General features: G+C 49.6%; 18 protein-coding genes. 8 read left to right on the plus strand and 10 right to left on the minus strand.

Annotated elements, in window-relative coordinates; translation table 11 throughout:
• Positions 1-12: 12 nt before the first annotated feature.
• Positions 13-1,263 (plus strand): DUF819 domain-containing protein, encoded by a 1,251-nt coding sequence (locus HU175_RS18585; protein WP_176568006.1) that lies wholly within the window; start codon positions 13-15, stop codon positions 1,261-1,263.
• Between the two features lie 19 nt (positions 1,264-1,282).
• On the opposite strand, the gene HU175_RS18590 is transcribed toward HU175_RS18585, so the two are convergent.
• From HU175_RS18590 to HU175_RS18600, 3 genes are all read right to left on the minus strand, one after another.
• Positions 1,283-2,341, minus strand: a complete 1,059-nt coding sequence (locus tag HU175_RS18590) for a PD40 domain-containing protein (RefSeq protein WP_176568007.1) — start codon at positions 2,339-2,341, stop codon at positions 1,283-1,285.
• A gap of 198 nt (positions 2,342-2,539) precedes the next feature.
• Positions 2,540-2,707, minus strand: a complete 168-nt coding sequence (locus HU175_RS18595) for a hypothetical protein (RefSeq protein WP_176568008.1) — start codon at positions 2,705-2,707, stop codon at positions 2,540-2,542.
• Positions 2,708-2,719: 12 nt separating this feature from the next.
• On the minus strand, positions 2,720-3,646 hold the full coding sequence (locus HU175_RS18600; protein ID WP_176568009.1) for a restriction endonuclease: 927 nt from the start codon (positions 3,644-3,646) through the stop codon (positions 2,720-2,722).
• Positions 3,647-3,783: 137 nt separating this feature from the next.
• On the opposite strand from HU175_RS18600, the gene HU175_RS18605 reads away from it, so the two are divergent.
• From HU175_RS18605 to HU175_RS18615, 3 genes are all read left to right on the plus strand, one after another.
• Entirely contained in the window at positions 3,784-4,230 is a 447-nt protein-coding gene (locus tag HU175_RS18605) for a helix-turn-helix domain-containing protein (protein WP_176568010.1), read from the plus strand.
• Between the two features lie 68 nt (positions 4,231-4,298).
• A complete protein-coding gene (locus HU175_RS18610; protein ID WP_176568011.1) occupies positions 4,299-5,060 on the plus strand; it encodes an SDR family NAD(P)-dependent oxidoreductase in 762 nt (253 codons plus the stop codon).
• 210 nt (positions 5,061-5,270) lie between these two features.
• Entirely contained in the window at positions 5,271-6,158 is an 888-nt protein-coding gene (locus HU175_RS18615; RefSeq protein WP_176568012.1) for a DUF2306 domain-containing protein, read from the plus strand.
• Between the two features lie 65 nt (positions 6,159-6,223).
• Here HU175_RS18615 and fumC read toward each other — a convergent pair whose 3' ends face one another.
• The gene (gene fumC / locus HU175_RS18620; protein ID WP_176568013.1) at positions 6,224-7,624 is read right to left on the minus strand and encodes a class II fumarate hydratase; all 1,401 of its coding nucleotides are present in this window, start codon (positions 7,622-7,624) and stop codon (positions 6,224-6,226) included.
• 183 nt (positions 7,625-7,807) lie between these two features.
• Between fumC and HU175_RS18625 the strand changes: the two genes are divergently transcribed.
• Positions 7,808-8,248, plus strand: coding sequence for an antitoxin Xre-like helix-turn-helix domain-containing protein (locus tag HU175_RS18625; RefSeq protein WP_176568014.1), 441 nt, complete (start codon positions 7,808-7,810; stop codon positions 8,246-8,248).
• Positions 8,249-8,674: 426 nt separating this feature from the next.
• Positions 8,675-9,795 (plus strand): IS3 family transposase gene (locus HU175_RS18635; protein ID WP_410528554.1). Its coding sequence is split into 2 segments (ribosomal slippage): positions 8,675-8,921 and positions 8,921-9,795, totalling 1,122 coding nucleotides; the frame shifts between segments, so codons are not numbered across the junction.
• Between the two features lie 70 nt (positions 9,796-9,865).
• Here HU175_RS18635 and HU175_RS18640 read toward each other — a convergent pair.
• Entirely contained in the window at positions 9,866-10,408 is a 543-nt protein-coding gene (locus HU175_RS18640; protein WP_228724208.1) for an IS5 family transposase, read from the minus strand.
• A gap of 97 nt (positions 10,409-10,505) precedes the next feature.
• Between HU175_RS18640 and HU175_RS18645 the strand changes: the two genes are divergently transcribed.
• Complete coding sequence (locus HU175_RS18645) at positions 10,506-10,955, plus strand: RES family NAD+ phosphorylase (RefSeq protein WP_176568015.1); 450 nt, start codon at positions 10,506-10,508, stop codon at positions 10,953-10,955.
• Positions 10,956-11,130: 175 nt separating this feature from the next.
• Here the strand turns inward: HU175_RS18645 and HU175_RS18650 are convergent, their stop codons facing one another.
• From HU175_RS18650 to HU175_RS18660, 3 genes are read right to left on the minus strand one after another with little or no spacing between them, the layout of a single operon-like run.
• Positions 11,131-11,391, minus strand: coding sequence for a DUF6952 family protein (locus HU175_RS18650; protein WP_176568016.1), 261 nt, complete (start codon positions 11,389-11,391; stop codon positions 11,131-11,133).
• The gene (locus HU175_RS18655; RefSeq protein WP_176568017.1) at positions 11,372-11,686 is read right to left on the minus strand and encodes a thioredoxin family protein; all 315 of its coding nucleotides are present in this window, start codon (positions 11,684-11,686) and stop codon (positions 11,372-11,374) included. The genes HU175_RS18650 and HU175_RS18655 overlap by 20 nt, the downstream gene beginning before the upstream one ends.
• 17 nt (positions 11,687-11,703) lie before the next feature.
• Positions 11,704-12,342, minus strand: a complete 639-nt coding sequence (locus HU175_RS18660; RefSeq protein WP_176568018.1) for a peroxiredoxin — start codon at positions 12,340-12,342, stop codon at positions 11,704-11,706.
• A 908-nt stretch (positions 12,343-13,250) separates the two neighbouring features.
• Here HU175_RS18660 and HU175_RS18665 point away from each other — a divergent pair.
• Positions 13,251-13,520 carry a hypothetical protein gene (locus tag HU175_RS18665; RefSeq protein WP_176568019.1) on the plus strand — a complete coding sequence of 90 codons (270 nt, stop codon included), beginning with the start codon at positions 13,251-13,253 and terminating at the stop codon, positions 13,518-13,520.
• Positions 13,521-13,530: 10 nt separating this feature from the next.
• Here the strand turns inward: HU175_RS18665 and dinB are convergent, their stop codons facing one another.
• Positions 13,531-14,628, minus strand: a complete 1,098-nt coding sequence (gene dinB / locus HU175_RS18670) for a DNA polymerase IV (RefSeq protein ID WP_255433045.1) — start codon at positions 14,626-14,628, stop codon at positions 13,531-13,533.
• A gap of 198 nt (positions 14,629-14,826) precedes the next feature.
• Positions 14,827-15,432 carry a crossover junction endodeoxyribonuclease RuvC gene (ruvC, locus tag HU175_RS18675; protein WP_176568020.1) on the minus strand — a complete coding sequence of 202 codons (606 nt, stop codon included), beginning with the start codon at positions 15,430-15,432 and terminating at the stop codon, positions 14,827-14,829.
• Positions 15,433-15,434: the final 2 nt, after the last annotated feature.

Consider the following 15,434-nt stretch of genomic DNA (forward strand, 5'->3'; position numbering starts at 1 on the left):
CCCCATTCCTGAATGAACGAACCGCTGATTACGAATGATGCCATTACGTTAGGCATCCTGCTGGTGCTGTTAACCCTCATTTTCCGAACATCGCAGTCAGCCCATCCCGGCTGGCAGAAATTTTATACCTACGTACCGGCCCTGCTGCTATGCTACATTTTTCCGGCGGCCCTAAACAGCCTGAATATCGTATCGGGCGAGCAGTCGGTCCTGTATAAGGTGTCTACTACGTATCTCCTGCCAGCCGCGCTGGTCCTGCTCACCTCTACCGCCGACCTGCGCGCCATTCTGCGGCTGGGTAACAAAGCCCTCGTTACGTTCATGGCGGGCACGATCGGCATTATTCTGGGAGCGCCGATTGCTCTGCTGATCGTGATGTGGCTACTGCCCGGTTTCCGCGAACAGGCCATTGCCAACGAATACTGGAAGGGGCTGGTAACCATCTCGGGAAGCTGGATTGGCGGCAGCAGCAGTCAGCTGGCTTTGAAGGAAATCTACGGCTGCAGCGAACCGCTGTTTGCCATCATTCTGGTCGTGGATGCCGTGGTATCTACCACCTGGACCGCCTGCCTGATCTACGGAGCGGCCTATAAAGATAAAATCGATGGCTGGCTACGCGCCGATACTCGTTCGATCGAAGAGGTTAAGGAACGAATTCTGCAATTTAAGGAAGAACCCGACCGACCAGCCAACCTGCTCGATCTGAGCACCATTCTGGCCCTGGGTTTCGGGGGCGGGGCGCTGGCTTACGGGCTGGCATACTGGCTTTCCACCAATTTACAACCCTACAAAGCGTCGCTTGCTACGTACGGTCTCGACCCCTTCACGTCGAACTTCCTCTGGGTGGTTATTCTGTCGACGTCACTGGGTATTGGGCTGTCGTTCACCCGCCTGCGCAAACTCGAAAAACTAGGCACCACCGATCTGGCCACGCTGTTCGTCTACTTCCTGATCATGACCATCGGTATGCGGCTTGACTTGTCCAATCTGGGCGGCAATCCGGGTCTGTTTCTGGTTGCGGTGATCTGGATGCTGATTCACATCCTGGTGATGCTGATTACGGCCCGGATCATCAGGGCGCCGTATTTCTTCGTGGCGGTAGGGAGTCAGGCAAATATTGGTGGGGTCTCGACGGCTCCGGCAGTGGCCTCCATCTTCCACCCCGCCCTCGCTCCCGTTGGCGTCCTGCTGGCGGTATTAAGTCATGTACTGGGCACCTACGGCGGCCTGATCACGGGCTGGCTGATGCGCCTGACGTTCTAATTTACTGGCCCTTTACGGTCTATAACGAAACACCTGCTCGATACAGATCGAATCCACCCTTGCCGCCGGGACGGTTGGATGAGAAAATCAGGAGTTTGTTGGTGTACTCCATATTCCGATGCAGAATAGGGCGGTACTCGTCGTAGCTGGTATTGATAGACGGGCCAAAGTTGACCGGGGCCGACCAGTGGCTGCCATTCCATTTGCTGTAGTACAGATCATACCCCCCGTAACCGCCCGGCCGGTTGGACGTAAAGACGATCGTCTCGTCCTGGATAAACGGGCATTTGGTTTCTCCCGCTGACGCTAGTTCGGGCACCCGCTCGACAGGCACGTCGGTTAACGTAGGGAGATTGGTCTGCAATTCTGTTGGGGCGATAGCGGGTAGCGTAGCCCTATAAATGGCGAACGAACCAGCTCGGTTCGACGTAAAATAGATGGCGCTCCGGTCTTTATCAAACGTAGGATAACCATCATCGGCGGGGGAGTTCAGGAACGGGAGCGGTAGAGGAGCTGCGAAGGGTTTGTTGTTTATCGTCGTACTGCCGGACGTAACCGGTTGATTCGTCGGAACATTCTGGTAGTTATGCGTCAGGTATACATCCAGATTACCCGTCCGGTCAGAGGCAAATAATAGTAGGTATTCGGCGTAATGAGTCGCAAACCCATCCTGACGTAAATCGCGATCGTACGAAAGCAGATATGGGCCTAGTTCATTGTCATTGGAATTGGCTTTATCAGCAGCCCAACTTATGGGCATTTGTTCTTCTACGACATGTAGCCCCCCGTAAGGTTTGTTATCAAGGGTGAACTTTCCACTCTTCCGGCTAAAGCTGTAATTGAGCGTTTCCCGAACCAGATTAAAATCCTTTCGCCCGCCCCGTTTTGACGAGAACACTAGAGGTACTACGTCGCCATACGACGGAGCCGTCGAGTTGTAATCATCATCAACCGAGTTGATGTCACCCAGGTTAACGACTTCCTTAGGAAAGGTACCCTGGTGGTAATCATTCAGGCCAAGAATATCACAACCCAGTAGAGCGGGAATCAGGCAGGCAAGGAAGAAGGTCTTTTTCATGGTGGAGACATGTTTCAAATAACGACCCCAGTTTTGCCGGAGTCGTTGCAATGCAAAAGCCTACCAGAAAAAATCTTTACTGCCGTTACGCGGGTTGCTTCGCCGACGCAATCAGTTTTCACTCGTCTCCCACAAATCCCGCACCTTCGATAGATCGTATGATTCGTCAGAGGAAGGTTTCTGGCGCGTGTCGCCGAGTCAATTGAAGTAAAAATAGCTGCCCGTTACGTCGGCAAACGCGGCATCACTGGTCAGTTGCGCCAGGCCTTTCGAGTAACTCTTCATCAAAAACGCAGCATCGATCTGCTGCCATTCCTGAGCCGAAAAGTCTTGATGCGTAGCGAGGTGGTGTCGGAGGGTTGACATAACGTTTAAATTTTATTCGCCGAAGTAATCGTTATCCATTCGCTTGATCTCATACGTCTGTTGGAGCGTAACCCCCAGATTGTAATCAATCATTAACTGGGCTAACTGTTCGCCGTCAATCAACGCTATCTTCGTCTCGTTACGAGGTACATACTCTAATGCTTCCCGCGAGAAATTGGAAGTGGTAATAAATACGCCTTTCTTGGCTCCTTGTCCAGCCAGCGCACCAACAAACTTATGCAGTTCGGGTCGGCCAACTACATTACCCGGAGCCCACCGTTTTGCCTGTATGTAAATAACATCCAGGCCAAGTTTGTCTTCTTTTATAGTTCCATCAATCCCTTCGTCACCACTTTTACCTGTCACCAAGGCTCGACCAGCATCCTGAATGGAACCTCCGTAACCCATTTTTACCAGTAGCTCAACCACAAGTTTTTCGAAGAAGGCCGGTGGCAATGAGATTACCTTGTTAAGCAGATCCTGTGCCAGCGTTTTTCGGATGCGTTCGTAGGCACTATCAAGTGTTTCTTCCGGTGTTTGCTGAATATTCTCATCGGTCAAAGATGCCGTTAGGTCAACAGCAACCTCTTCCTTCTTAGGAGTTTGAAACTCAACAAACTCAGGGAATTGCTTTAAGAATTTAACATTAATCTCCGTGGGTTTTTGCTTCAAAACCTGTTTTCCTCGCTCGGTTATGATTACCATAGCGCGTTTTGGAGAATCCAGTAAGCCTGCTTTCTTCAGATATGTTCTAGCCCAGCCAATCCGATTTCCAAATAGAAAAGTCTGGCCACTGGGCAAGAGCTCACTTTTTTCTTCCTCTGTTAGTTTATACTGGCTGCTTAACGTTTCTACTAAATCGTTGAATTTATATTCACGACCATCCGCTACTAACTTCAGCAGTGGTAGCATGGCACTTTGATAATCTGGTATAGGCATGGAAACGTATTACAAATTTTTCCGAATATACTCTGTAGCAAGTATGCTTCAGTAAGCTTTATCTCCTTTTTCTAGTTGCCTGCACCAATCCGAAAACCATCTTGTTAACGAAAGCAACAGAACCTGACTGACCTGCAATGCCAATTCCACATAAACTCCTGAGCCGGAAAGACGAAATTACCGCCGACTTTCTCAAGCTACTGAATGAGCATTTTGACAATCTGCTGAGTGGCCGTACCGATCAAATGTTTCATAGCCGCGATTTTGCAGAACGGCTTTTCATTCATCCCACCCACCTCGGCAACACCATTAAGCTGACAATGGGTAAATCGCCCTGCGACCTGATGGAAGAACGTATGGTAGAAGAAGCGCAGAAAATGTTGCTCACCACTAACATGAGCGTAGCCGAAATTGGCAACCGACTCACTTATAGCGAGTCGACCAACTTCATCAAGTTTTTTAAGAGCATGACTGGTACAACACCCCTGCGGTATCGAAAACAGCATCTGTCAGAGTTGCAGGATCGTCTGCCGCAGGATCGCCTGCCGCAAACGATCTTGCAGTCAGAATTGGTACTTGCGTAAATTCTGGAAGATAGACCATTTTTTTAGTGCCAGTCGGTATCACCTTTGTCTTGTTAAACACAACCACTATGACAACGACAAAGATTGCGCTGGTAACCGGCGGCAGCCGTGGACTAGGTAAAGACATGGCGCTCAACCTCGCCAAGAAGGGGATTGACGTACTACTCACGTATAATAGCAAACAGGACGAAGCACAAGCTGTCGTTAGTGAAATTGAGCAGATGGGACAACGGGCCGCTGCGCTTCAACTCGACACGAGCAATGTAGCCTCATTCGACGCCTTTTTCGAGCAGGTTAAGCCAACCCTTGCCCAGACCTTCCAGGCTGAGCAATTCAACTTTCTGATTAATAACGCTGGGACTGCACTCTACGCTCCCTTCGCCGAAACAACCGAGGAACAGTTCGATCAGGTCTTCAACATTCACCTCAAAGGTGTTTTCTTCCTGACGCAGAAAGCTCTGCCTTTAATCGCTGACGGGGGACGTATCATTAACATATCGTCGGGATTGGCGCGGTTTTCCATGCCGGGTTCGTCGGCCTATGGCTCAATGAAAGGGGCTATTGAAACCCTGACCCGCTACCTGGCGAAAGAACTTGGTCCGCGTGGTATTGCTGCCAACGTAGTAGCACCGGGCGCTATTGCCACCGATTTCGGTGGAGGCCGCGTGCGCGACAATGCTGAACTCAATAAGCAGGTAGCCTCCGCAACCGCCCTGGGCCGCGTTGGTGTGGCCGAAGACATTGGTGGTGTGGTCGCCTTCCTCTGCACCGACGAAGCCCGCTGGATTAATGGTCAGCGGATTGAAGCGTCTGGGGGTATGAATTTGTAGTAACGTCGATTTAGCCAAAAAAGAAAAGCCGTGAGCTAGTTGATGCTTACGGCTTTTCTTTTTGTCTCTGCTTCCTCTTTTAGTCTTCCAACGTAACCGGATTTCTCACTTATATTCGAATTCGTTTTCTCCTTAATTTAGTTGTCAGCTTTCGCTACTAAGATTACTCATTGGTTTCTCCCGAACGTCTATTCATACCACTACAACTGTATGACAACAGGTGTATTTACTCCTCCCCCTAAACCGACGACCCGACAGCACCTGGACCGATGGAGCTTTCAAACGTTACGTTGGTCAAGTGTCTTACTTATAACCACCGTCTGGACCAGCGCGGCCTTGTTTGGACTTTATATTCTGGCCTATTATGCCTCGGCGCTGTACGAAGGCAAGATGGTTCGCTGGAATCAGGTACTGCCTCGCTTATACGAACCGAGCACAACTGCCGCGACTACGGGTATCGGCTTACACTTTGCCGCAGGAGGTATCATTCTGGTACTGGGTAGCATTCAACTGGTTGATGGTATTCGAGTGCGTTTTCCGGCGGTACACCGCTGGCTTGGCCGCGTGTACGTACTGGCTTGCCTGCTAACGGCCATTGGGGGCCTCACCTTCATCCTGCTTAAAGGCACCATTGGGGGAGCCGCGATGAACATTGGCTTTGCGCTGTATGGTCTGCTGATGCTGGTTTCAGCCGTGGCAACGTATCGTTACGCCGTTTTGGGTGATATAAATCGGCATCGGGCGTGGTCACTTCGGTTATATGCGCTGGCGATTGGCTCGTGGCTGTACCGGATCGACTACGGATTCTGGGTCATGCTAACGGATGGTCTGGGACACAACAATACCTTCAGTGGGCCATTTGACCGATTTATGGCGTTCTTCTTTTACCTGCCGAATTTACTTGTTGTCGAGCTATTCGTTCGGGCGGGGCATCGGCATGTAGCTCCCATAGCCCGATTCCTGGCTTCGTTCGTCCTGCTGTTCGTGACCACTTTCTTACTGGTTGGCACGTATTACTTCACGCTTTATTATTGGGGGCCGGCCATCGTGAATTGGGTAACGGGCGCTGAGCAGGTACTGGGGCAACCCGGTCATTAAAACAACAGGGCGGTTGTTCCGAGCGAACCCGGAACAACCGCCCTGTTTGTAAACTTTAGACTGTCTTACTTTATCTCACCGACCATGTCACCAGGGATCACCCACTGGTCGAACTCTTCGGGTGTTACATAGCCAAGCTGAACCGCCGTTTCTTTCAGCGTCGAGCCGTTTTTGTGAGCAGTCTGCGCGATTTCAGCCGCTTTGTAGTAGCCGATTTTGGTGTTCAGCGCCGTCACCAGCATTAGTGACGAATCAACGTGCTTTTTGATGTTGGCTTCGATGGGTTCGATGCCTTCCGCGCATTTGTCATTGAACGATACGCAGACGTCACCAATCAGGCGGGCCGAGTGCAGGAAGTTGTAGATCATGACCGGCTTGAACACGTTCAGTTCGAAATGACCCGTCATACCGCCAATGTTGATGGCTACGTCGTTCCCCATTACCTGCGCGGCCACCATCGTCATGGCTTCGCACTGGGTTGGGTTCACTTTACCCGGCATGATCGACGAGCCCGGCTCGTTGTCCGGAATGTGCAGCTCGCCAATGCCCGCCCGTGGTCCCGACGACAGCATCCGGATGTCGTTACCGATTTTCATCAGGCTGGCGGCAACGGTTTTCAATGCACCGTGGGCTTCCACAATGGCGTCGTGGGCCGCCAGCGCTTCAAATTTATTTTCGGCCGTAACGAACGGCAGTCCCGTCAGGTCGGCAATGTGTTTCGCTACGTTCTCCGAGTAACCCGCGGGGGTGTTGATGCCCGTGCCGACGGCCGTACCGCCCAGTGCCAGTTCGCTCAGGTGGGCCAGCGTGTTGTTGATTGCCCGCAGGCCGTGGTCCAGCTGTGATACGTAGCCCGAGAACTCCTGACCGACCGTCAACGGTGTAGCATCCATGAAGTGGGTCCGGCCGATCTTCACGACGTGCATAAACTGCTTTGCCTTGGCGTCGAGCGTATCGCGTAGTTTCTTAATGCCCGGAATCGTTACGTCCAGCAGGATTTTATAGGCGGCAATGTGCATAGCCGTCGGGAACGTATCGTTCGACGACTGCGACTTGTTTACATCATCGTTGGGATGCAGGAATTTCTTCTCGTCGGTGAGCTGACCGCCTTTCAGGACGTGACCCCGGTAGGCAACCACCTCATTCACGTTCATGTTTGATTGCGTACCCGAGCCCGTCTGCCATACCACCAGCGGAAACTGATCGTCCAGCGAACCGGTCAGAATTTCATCGCAAACCTGCCCGATCAGATCGCTTTTTTCCTGAGGCAGCACACCCGCGTCGAGGTTCGTCAGGGCCGCTGCTTTCTTCAGATAAGCAAATGCCTGAATGATCTCACGGGGCATTTTATTAATGTCCTGCGCAATTTTAAAGTTTTCGATTGAGCGCTGGGTTTGGGCGCCCCAGTAGACATTGGCCGGTACCTGTACCTGACCCATCGTGTCTTTCTCGATGCGGTATTCCATGTATAAAGGGTGAAAGAGCGAATGAGTGAAAGAGTGAGTGTTCCAGAGCCTTTCGCTCTTTCGCTCTTTCACCCTTTCACTCTTTAATTTCGCAAAGGTATGATGCAAGAGAACATGGTTGACGTGAATTCTTATCTTTGTCCAGTTGTTGTCAAGTAACAGAATGAAAACTGTCAAATAACGATGCATGTACCAATTCAGAAAATCATAGCTGGCCTTGGGGGCGACCGCTACTTAAAAAATCCGGTACGTCACGAATTTGACCTACTCACGCTAATTAGCCAGGGCTTGCCTATGGAGTCGGTTGCTTTCCTTCAGCAAAAACTTGGTTTTACGAACAAAGAGATGAGCCATATTCTAGCTATTTCTGAAAGTACGTATCAACGGAGAATCCGGACAAAATCGCGATTAACCCAGGACGAGACAGAAAAGGCTATATCGCTATCAGAGCTATACGCAAAAGGAATTGAAGTTTTCGAAGACCAAGCCGATTTCGACTATTGGCTCAATTCACCAATTCCAGCTTTGCAGGATAATAAACCCGTTGATTTGCTAAGCTCTATGCTGGGGCGAAAACAGGTCATGAACGTGTTAAACGCTCTACTACATGGCCTATTTTCATAAAAGGTCGCTGTAAATGAAAGAGCGATCGTCTATAAGAGCGTGTTGGGGAATTACATTTGGTTCAAACCTCAAATACGCTGTAGTATCACTTGAATGTTAGCCAAATACAGCCAGTTGACCGAAGAAGCTACCGTATACTCATAGTCCTTGACGATCCGGCGGAAGAAATTGGTCCAAGCGATGCTGCGTTCGACTACCCATCGCTTAGCTACTGGTACAAAGCCTTGAGCGGACTCGGGACGCGAGGCTTTTTCAAATACAATACTCCACCCCTCCAACTCACGGGCAAACACGCCGTTATAAGCTTGATCGCCGTAGATTTTCTCCAGCCGTTCGCCTACGCGCTGACCTCCCCCCGGAAAAGCGTTCCAGTATAAAGTAGAGAAAATCGGGCGATTTGGATTAACTTAAATCAAACAAATCGTCATGAAGAAAACCAAGTTCACCGAAGCGCAAATCGTCTTTGCTCTCAAGCAAGCTGAGACCGGAGTAGCCGTGGCTGAAGTATGCCGCAAAATGGGAATTAGCGAGGCTACCTATTACAATTGGAAGAAGAAGTATGGCGGATTGGGTGTTGCCGAACTGCACCGATTACGCCAGTTGGAAGAAGAAAACCGTCAGCTGAAACAGCTAGTGGCCGACCTGAGCCTGGACAAACAAATGCTTCAGGATGTGCTCAAAAAAAAGCTTTGAGGCCAGTTCAGCAAAGGAAACTGGCCTCAAGTTTAATGGAAAACTATCGCGTTTCAGCCCGTCGTGCCTGCTCTGTTATTCAATTCCGTCGATCCTCTTTGCAGTTCAAGTCTCGTCGTCGAGATGACTCCGTGATCCGGAAACGAATCAAAGAAATTGCCCAAGTAAGGGTTCGGTACGGTTATCAGCGGATTTATGTGCTGTTGCGCCGGGAAGGCTGGCGTGACAACCACAAAAGGGTCTATAGGGTGTATTGTGAAGAAGGATTGCATCTCAGAAGCAAGCGTCCCCGTCGTAATCGAGCCGCTGCCCACCGGTTAGAGCGCCCCCAACTCTCCAGTATCCATCAGTGCTGGAGCATGGACTTTGTGGCTGATCAGCTATTTGATGGCCGAAAAATCCGGGCCTTAACTGTAGTCGATAATTATAGTCGCCAGTGCTTAGCCATCCATGTCGGCCAATCATTAAAGGGTGAAGACGTGGTGGCCGTAATGAATCACTTAAAAATTGTAGATTTGGCTGTACCCGAACGGATTCAAGTGGACAATGGCAGTGAATTTATCTCAAAGTTCCTGGACAAGTGGGCTTATGATAACAAAGTGACGCTGGACTTTTCAAGGCCAGGAAAGCCAACGGATAATGCGTTTATCGAGTCATTTAATGGTAGTTTCCGGGACGAGTGCTTGAACGCTCACTGGTTCTTATCGCTAGACGATGCTCGGGAAAAAATTGAACACTGGAGGCAAGAATATAATAGCTTCCGCCCCCACAGCTCTCTTGGTGGTTTAACCCCAGATGAGGTTGGAAAGGGAAAAGAAAAACCAACACATGAACGTCCGATCCTCAATCTTTGAGCGGAACGCTTTTCGGGTGGACCTCATGAACGATCCTCAATCTTTGAGCGGAACGCTTTTCGGGTGGACCTCAGAACGTCCGATCCTCAATCTTTGAGCGGAACGCTTTTCGGGTGGACCTCACGCGCCACAGCATGTTGGTGATCAATGGCACGGCTAAGGGGCCGTCAGCCTCGTTAGCCGCCGATACGTCAGCTACCCACAAGCGCCCCTGGGTATCCACGATTAGAGTTCGTTTGCGGCCATTGATACGCTTGTTGCCGTCTAGACCGCGCTGTTCACAGATCATGGGATGCAACTTAACGCTTTGTGAATCAATGCATAGTACTGATGGATGACTTGCTCGTCCGGCTTGCTGACGGTCGAGTTGATTCAAAGCAGCGTTGATCTGCTCAAATATACCAGCCTGTTTCCACTGATCGAAATAGTAGTACACCGCCTGCCAGTGTGGCCAATGCGAGGGCAGGTTACGCCACTGACAGCCGGTTCGAAGCAACCACAACAAGGCGTCTACGATGTGGCGCAAATTATGAGTCCGCTTGCGTCGAAGGTCAAAGAAAGGCGAAATTGCGGCCCATTGAGGGTCGGTCAGTGGTTGCCACTGTTTAGTCATTGCTTCATGTCTTGGTCGACACAAAGTTGACACGACTCTCAAGCTTTCTCAATTCCCCAACACGCTCTAAAGATCAGGTCAATCTATTTTCACCTCTATGAAATTATATCGCATTACGGCAACGAAATACGCCAGCGATCTTACTGGAACAGGAGGGCTATTCGGACCTGGTCGTTGGCATCGGGAAGGCACCCGAATTTTATACGTAGCCGAATATATATCACTGGCAAAACTTGAGGTTCTGGCAAACTCACGGGTAATTCCTGCGAATCAATCTTTGGTAACGGTCGAGGTTCCGGAGACAGCCAGTATTACGGCCGTTGACACCGACAGTTTACCCTCCGACTGGCAAAAGATTCCTTACCTGGAAGAACTAGCCGATATAACCGAGCGATGGCTAAGTGAGCGTCAGTTCTGGATGATGCGCGTACCATCCGTCCACTCCCCCGCCGAATTTAATTACCTGCTCAACCCACTACATCCCGAGCACACTACGCTCAAACTGCTCAGCATCGAACCGCACGGATTCGACTCCCGGCTTAAGTAATTGTCTAGTTACCAATTGTCTATGAGGTACTGTGCCTTCTGGTAAGCTAGACTGAACGTATCAGAATAGCTTACTGGCTGGGACAATCCTTGTCCATCTTTTCTTCGCGAAACAGCAAAAAAATAGCGGATAATTTAAAAAAATCATCCGCTATAAACTATGAATTAAGACGTAGTTATTCTTTGTCGATCGACCCAACAACGCGTTTCATGAATGTATTCAACGCATCCTTCTGACTCGCGCCTTCCCGGATTAGTTTATTTACTTCAATGGCACCGTACATATTGGAAATCAATTCACCAATAACGTCTAACTCTTCGTCTTTCAACGTCGGCAATTCAGTGAGATTTTCCAGCGTTTCAATTGTTTCAAGCACAAAATCTTCGTCGTTCGTCTCAATAAACTGAACTAAATGCTTAATTACTGGCAACTTCATTGAGCAACGAGGATAAGGCTTCCATTTTATTTGTCTGCACCTGATTGACCAGTTTACCGTTTTTAAAAGCGGCAAACGTTGGCAGGTTCGTTACGTTCGCTAATTTCCGCGACTCTGGGAAATTTTCTGCATCGGCAATAATAAACTGAACACCTTCGGTTTCAGAGGCCAGTTTTTTAAATTTTGGCTTCATGATCCGGCAGTTTCCGCACCACGAAGCGGAATATTGTACCAGAACAACATCGTTCGTTCCAACGATATCGAGCAGATTATCTTGATCTAATTCCTGTACCATGTTTGTTGTCGGTTAAATTAATTAGCAGACAAATAGCTGGCTACGCCATCGCGGGTAGCGTTCATCGCATCTTTACCCTCTTCCCAGTTAGCCGGACAAACTTCACCGAACTTCTGTACGTGTGCATACGCATCGATCAGGCGCAGATACTCCTTCACATTGCGGCCCAGCGGCATGTCGTTAACGCTCTCATGGAAGATTTTACCGTCTTCGTCAACCAGGTAAGTAGCCCGGTACGTTACGTTTGAGCCTTCCAGCATCATCGAATCATATTCTTCGTTGTAAACCGCTTTCTGAACGTCCAGGATACCTAGTACGTTCGACAGGTTGCGGGTCGTATCGGCCAGAATTGGATACGTAACGCCCTCGATACCGCCATTGTCTTTCGCCGTGTTCAACCAGGCAAAGTGAACTTCGTTGGTGTCGCACGAAGCACCAATAACAATTGTATTACGAGACTCAAACTCGGGCAGGGCCTCCTGAAATGCGTGCAATTCGGTTGGACAAACGAACGTAAAATCTTTTGGATACCAGAACAGTACAACTTTTTTACCTTTCATTGTAGCCTCTTTCAGGACGTTGATTTTCATATCATCGCCCATGTGATCCATAGCGTCTACCGTAATATCCGGGAACTGTTTTCCAACTAAGCTCATCTCTTTATTTGGTTGTATTATTGAGAATAGGTTACCTCTTTTATTATGCAAATATACATCATCAGGGGGCATGACTTTTATCTATATTTCCTATTTATATATAGCCCTGCTCTATAATTGATTAATTCGTAGTTCTGATTGGTACAAGAAAAGATGATACTTTGCTTTTAATTAGAAAAAATAGAACTCTTCAAATTAACTTGATTTTAATCAGGAAATTTTATGACGAATAAAGGAGGTATTTTTCCGATGTGTGGAGCTTTAAAATCAAAAACTCAAGTAGTTAAATGGGAGGTATTAAATAATTTAAATTATAATACGAATAATTTAAACTTTACTGTGGTAGTAGTATTTTTTCAGGTTAATTAAATATAGTAGCTAAAGCATTTGTCAGTTTAGATAAATTGAATAAGTACAGAGTTGCAGAGCGCCTTTGCTAGTAGTACGGTAGTCTGATCATCACACAGCAGGCTACAACTTTTTACCTGCGCCCAGGCAGATCACGGCTAATAGATTAACGTAGTACCTGCTGATGACCAAACCCTTCATCCTGGAGCGCCAATGCCTTTGTGGCCGCCCGGTAGAGAATGCTGGGGCAGAGTCCTTTAGCAATTTTTCAAAAAAATTTCTCTTCATATGTAGAGCTTTTTTATAAACTCAAGGTTACCGATACGTCTGTCCTATCAACACTGCCTACCGCTTAGTATATATATCAGATAGCTTGTTACCTCAAGTTACCCTTTCACAGCAACTGTCTTTTCGGGAGCGTTAATCGCCAAATTCCAGGGGGTGACCAGACAAAAAATAGCTAGTCACAAAATAAAACAGCAGTCAAGAAAGCAGATTCCTGGCAGCTATTTTGCTGCAATTCATTGTGTACTGCTTGTTTAGAGATACCTTCCTCTTTTATGTTCAACTTTGATTTTGACCTGGCCAAAACGGTGCTGACGGTAATGAAGCTTCCTTTCGTTGCTGATGTAAACTGCCGGAAAGGTGGCCGTCAGCTGGCCGTTCGTCTGACACCCCTGCTGAACCAGACATTTGCAATTCCTCAGTTCGAGCTGACCATTCCCCGACATTCCTTCACGCCGGAGTTTGTGACGCAGACCTATCGCGCTACCGTAATCGACCGGCTGATGAGACAGCAGGCCATGGCCGGCGGCAGTCGATTATCCTGATAAAACATACTCAGAAACGCAGGGCTAACTGACCACTCATCTGGGCCATTTGTGGTTCAAGGCTGGACACCGACACGCCCAACAGCCGCACACTTTTGGGCAGCGGAAAAAGGCTTTGTAATAACTCCAGCGCAAGTCGTTCCAGCAATGCCTTTTCCGATACGGGCTGGAGCAGCGTCCGACTACGGGTTATTTGCTGGAAGTCACTGTATTTCACCTTCAGGGTTACGGTTCGCCCCCAGACGCGGGCTCGTTCGCAGTGCCGCCAGACGCTGTCGACCATCGCGGGGATTCGCTCAGATAGGGCATCAAACTCGGATAAATCCCGGTCAAACGTACTCTCCGACCCCGCCGATTTCCGCAGTCGATTGGCGGTAACGGGCCGGTTATCGATGGCGTGGGCAATGGAATGATAGTGGCTCCCCACCTTACCGAACTGCTGGATCAGAAAGGATTCCGACTGCTGGCGTAAATCCAGACCGGTAAAAATGCCCAGTTGATTCATGCGGGCTGCCGTTACCCGACCAATTCCGTGAAACTGCCCCACGGCCAGCTGTTCGACAAAAGCCAGTCCCTGCTGCGGCTTGATGACATACAGACCATCGGGTTTGCGATAATCAGACGCCAGTTTTGCCAGGAATTTGTTGTAGGAAACACCCGCCGACGCCGTCAGCTGGGTTTCTTCCCGAATACGAACCTTAATTTCCTGCGCAATCTGCGTCGCCGACAACATTGCTTTTCGGTTCTCCGTAACATCCAGGTAGGCTTCGTCCAGCGATAGCGGCTCAACATCCGGCGTGTACTCGTCGAAAATAGACCGGATCTGGCTCGATACGGCTTTGTATACCTCGAAGCGCGGCTTAACAAAAACCAGTTCCGGACATTTACGGGCCGCCACGATCGACGACATGGCTGAATGAACGCCGTACTGCCGGGCTTCGTAGCTGGCGGCTGCAACAACACCCCGCTCCCGCGAGCCGCCAACGGCCAGCGGTTTTCCACGCAGTTCCGGGTTGTCCCGTTGCTCGACCGACGCGTAGAAGGCGTCCATGTCGATATGAATAATTTTACGTATTTTCTCCTCGCCCACGGTACCAGCAAACTCCACCAACGAAGATAGCTTACTGGGGCCACCAAAAAAACTGCCGAAGATTAGTTTTTACCGGATGCAGACCACGACCGACCCGATAGAACGATGCTAGATACACATCGTCATTCAACGCTGGTGGCGCATTAGCCTTGTCCCTACCTAAGAAGGTGTATCATCAGGAAAACGATCAGCGTCACTTAGATCGGTGCTTCGTTTTTAAGCAATCCGGTCCGAGTTTTCGCTGACGAAAGCGCCCCAGGCTCCTTTCTTAGTTTTCTTGTTCGATACCGTTGGCAGGGCATTCTCGTGGAAATGGTGGCAAACAGCAATAGCCAGTGCATCAGTAGCATCGAAAAACTGCGGCTGTAGGTCTTCTTTGAGCAACTGACTAACCATGTGCGATACCTGATCTTTTGTCGCGTTCCCGTTGCCGGTTACCGACTGTTTGACCCGGCGGGGGGCGTACTCAACAATAGGAATACCGCGTGACAGAGCCGCGGCCATCACCACCCCCTGCGCCCGACCCAGCTTCAGCATGGACTGCACGTTCTTGCCAAAGAATGGATCTTCAATGGCCATCTCGTCGGGCTTGTGCTCCTCAATAAGCCGCAGCATGGTTTCGTGGAGTTTCTGCAGCTTCAGTTGATAGGTCGTATATTTGCTCAGTTGCACAACACCATACTGGATCATTTTCATGACGCCACCCTGCACGGAGATAATGCCGTAACCGGCCACCTGCGTACCGGGGTCCACGCCGAGAATAATCTTCTCCGTGGGCCGACTCGCGGGTATCGTTTGGGGTGATTTAGCGTTGATGATCATTG

This window comes from Spirosoma sp. KUDC1026 (assembly GCF_013375035.1).
Classification (GTDB): Bacteria; Bacteroidota; Bacteroidia; order Cytophagales; family Spirosomataceae; genus Spirosoma.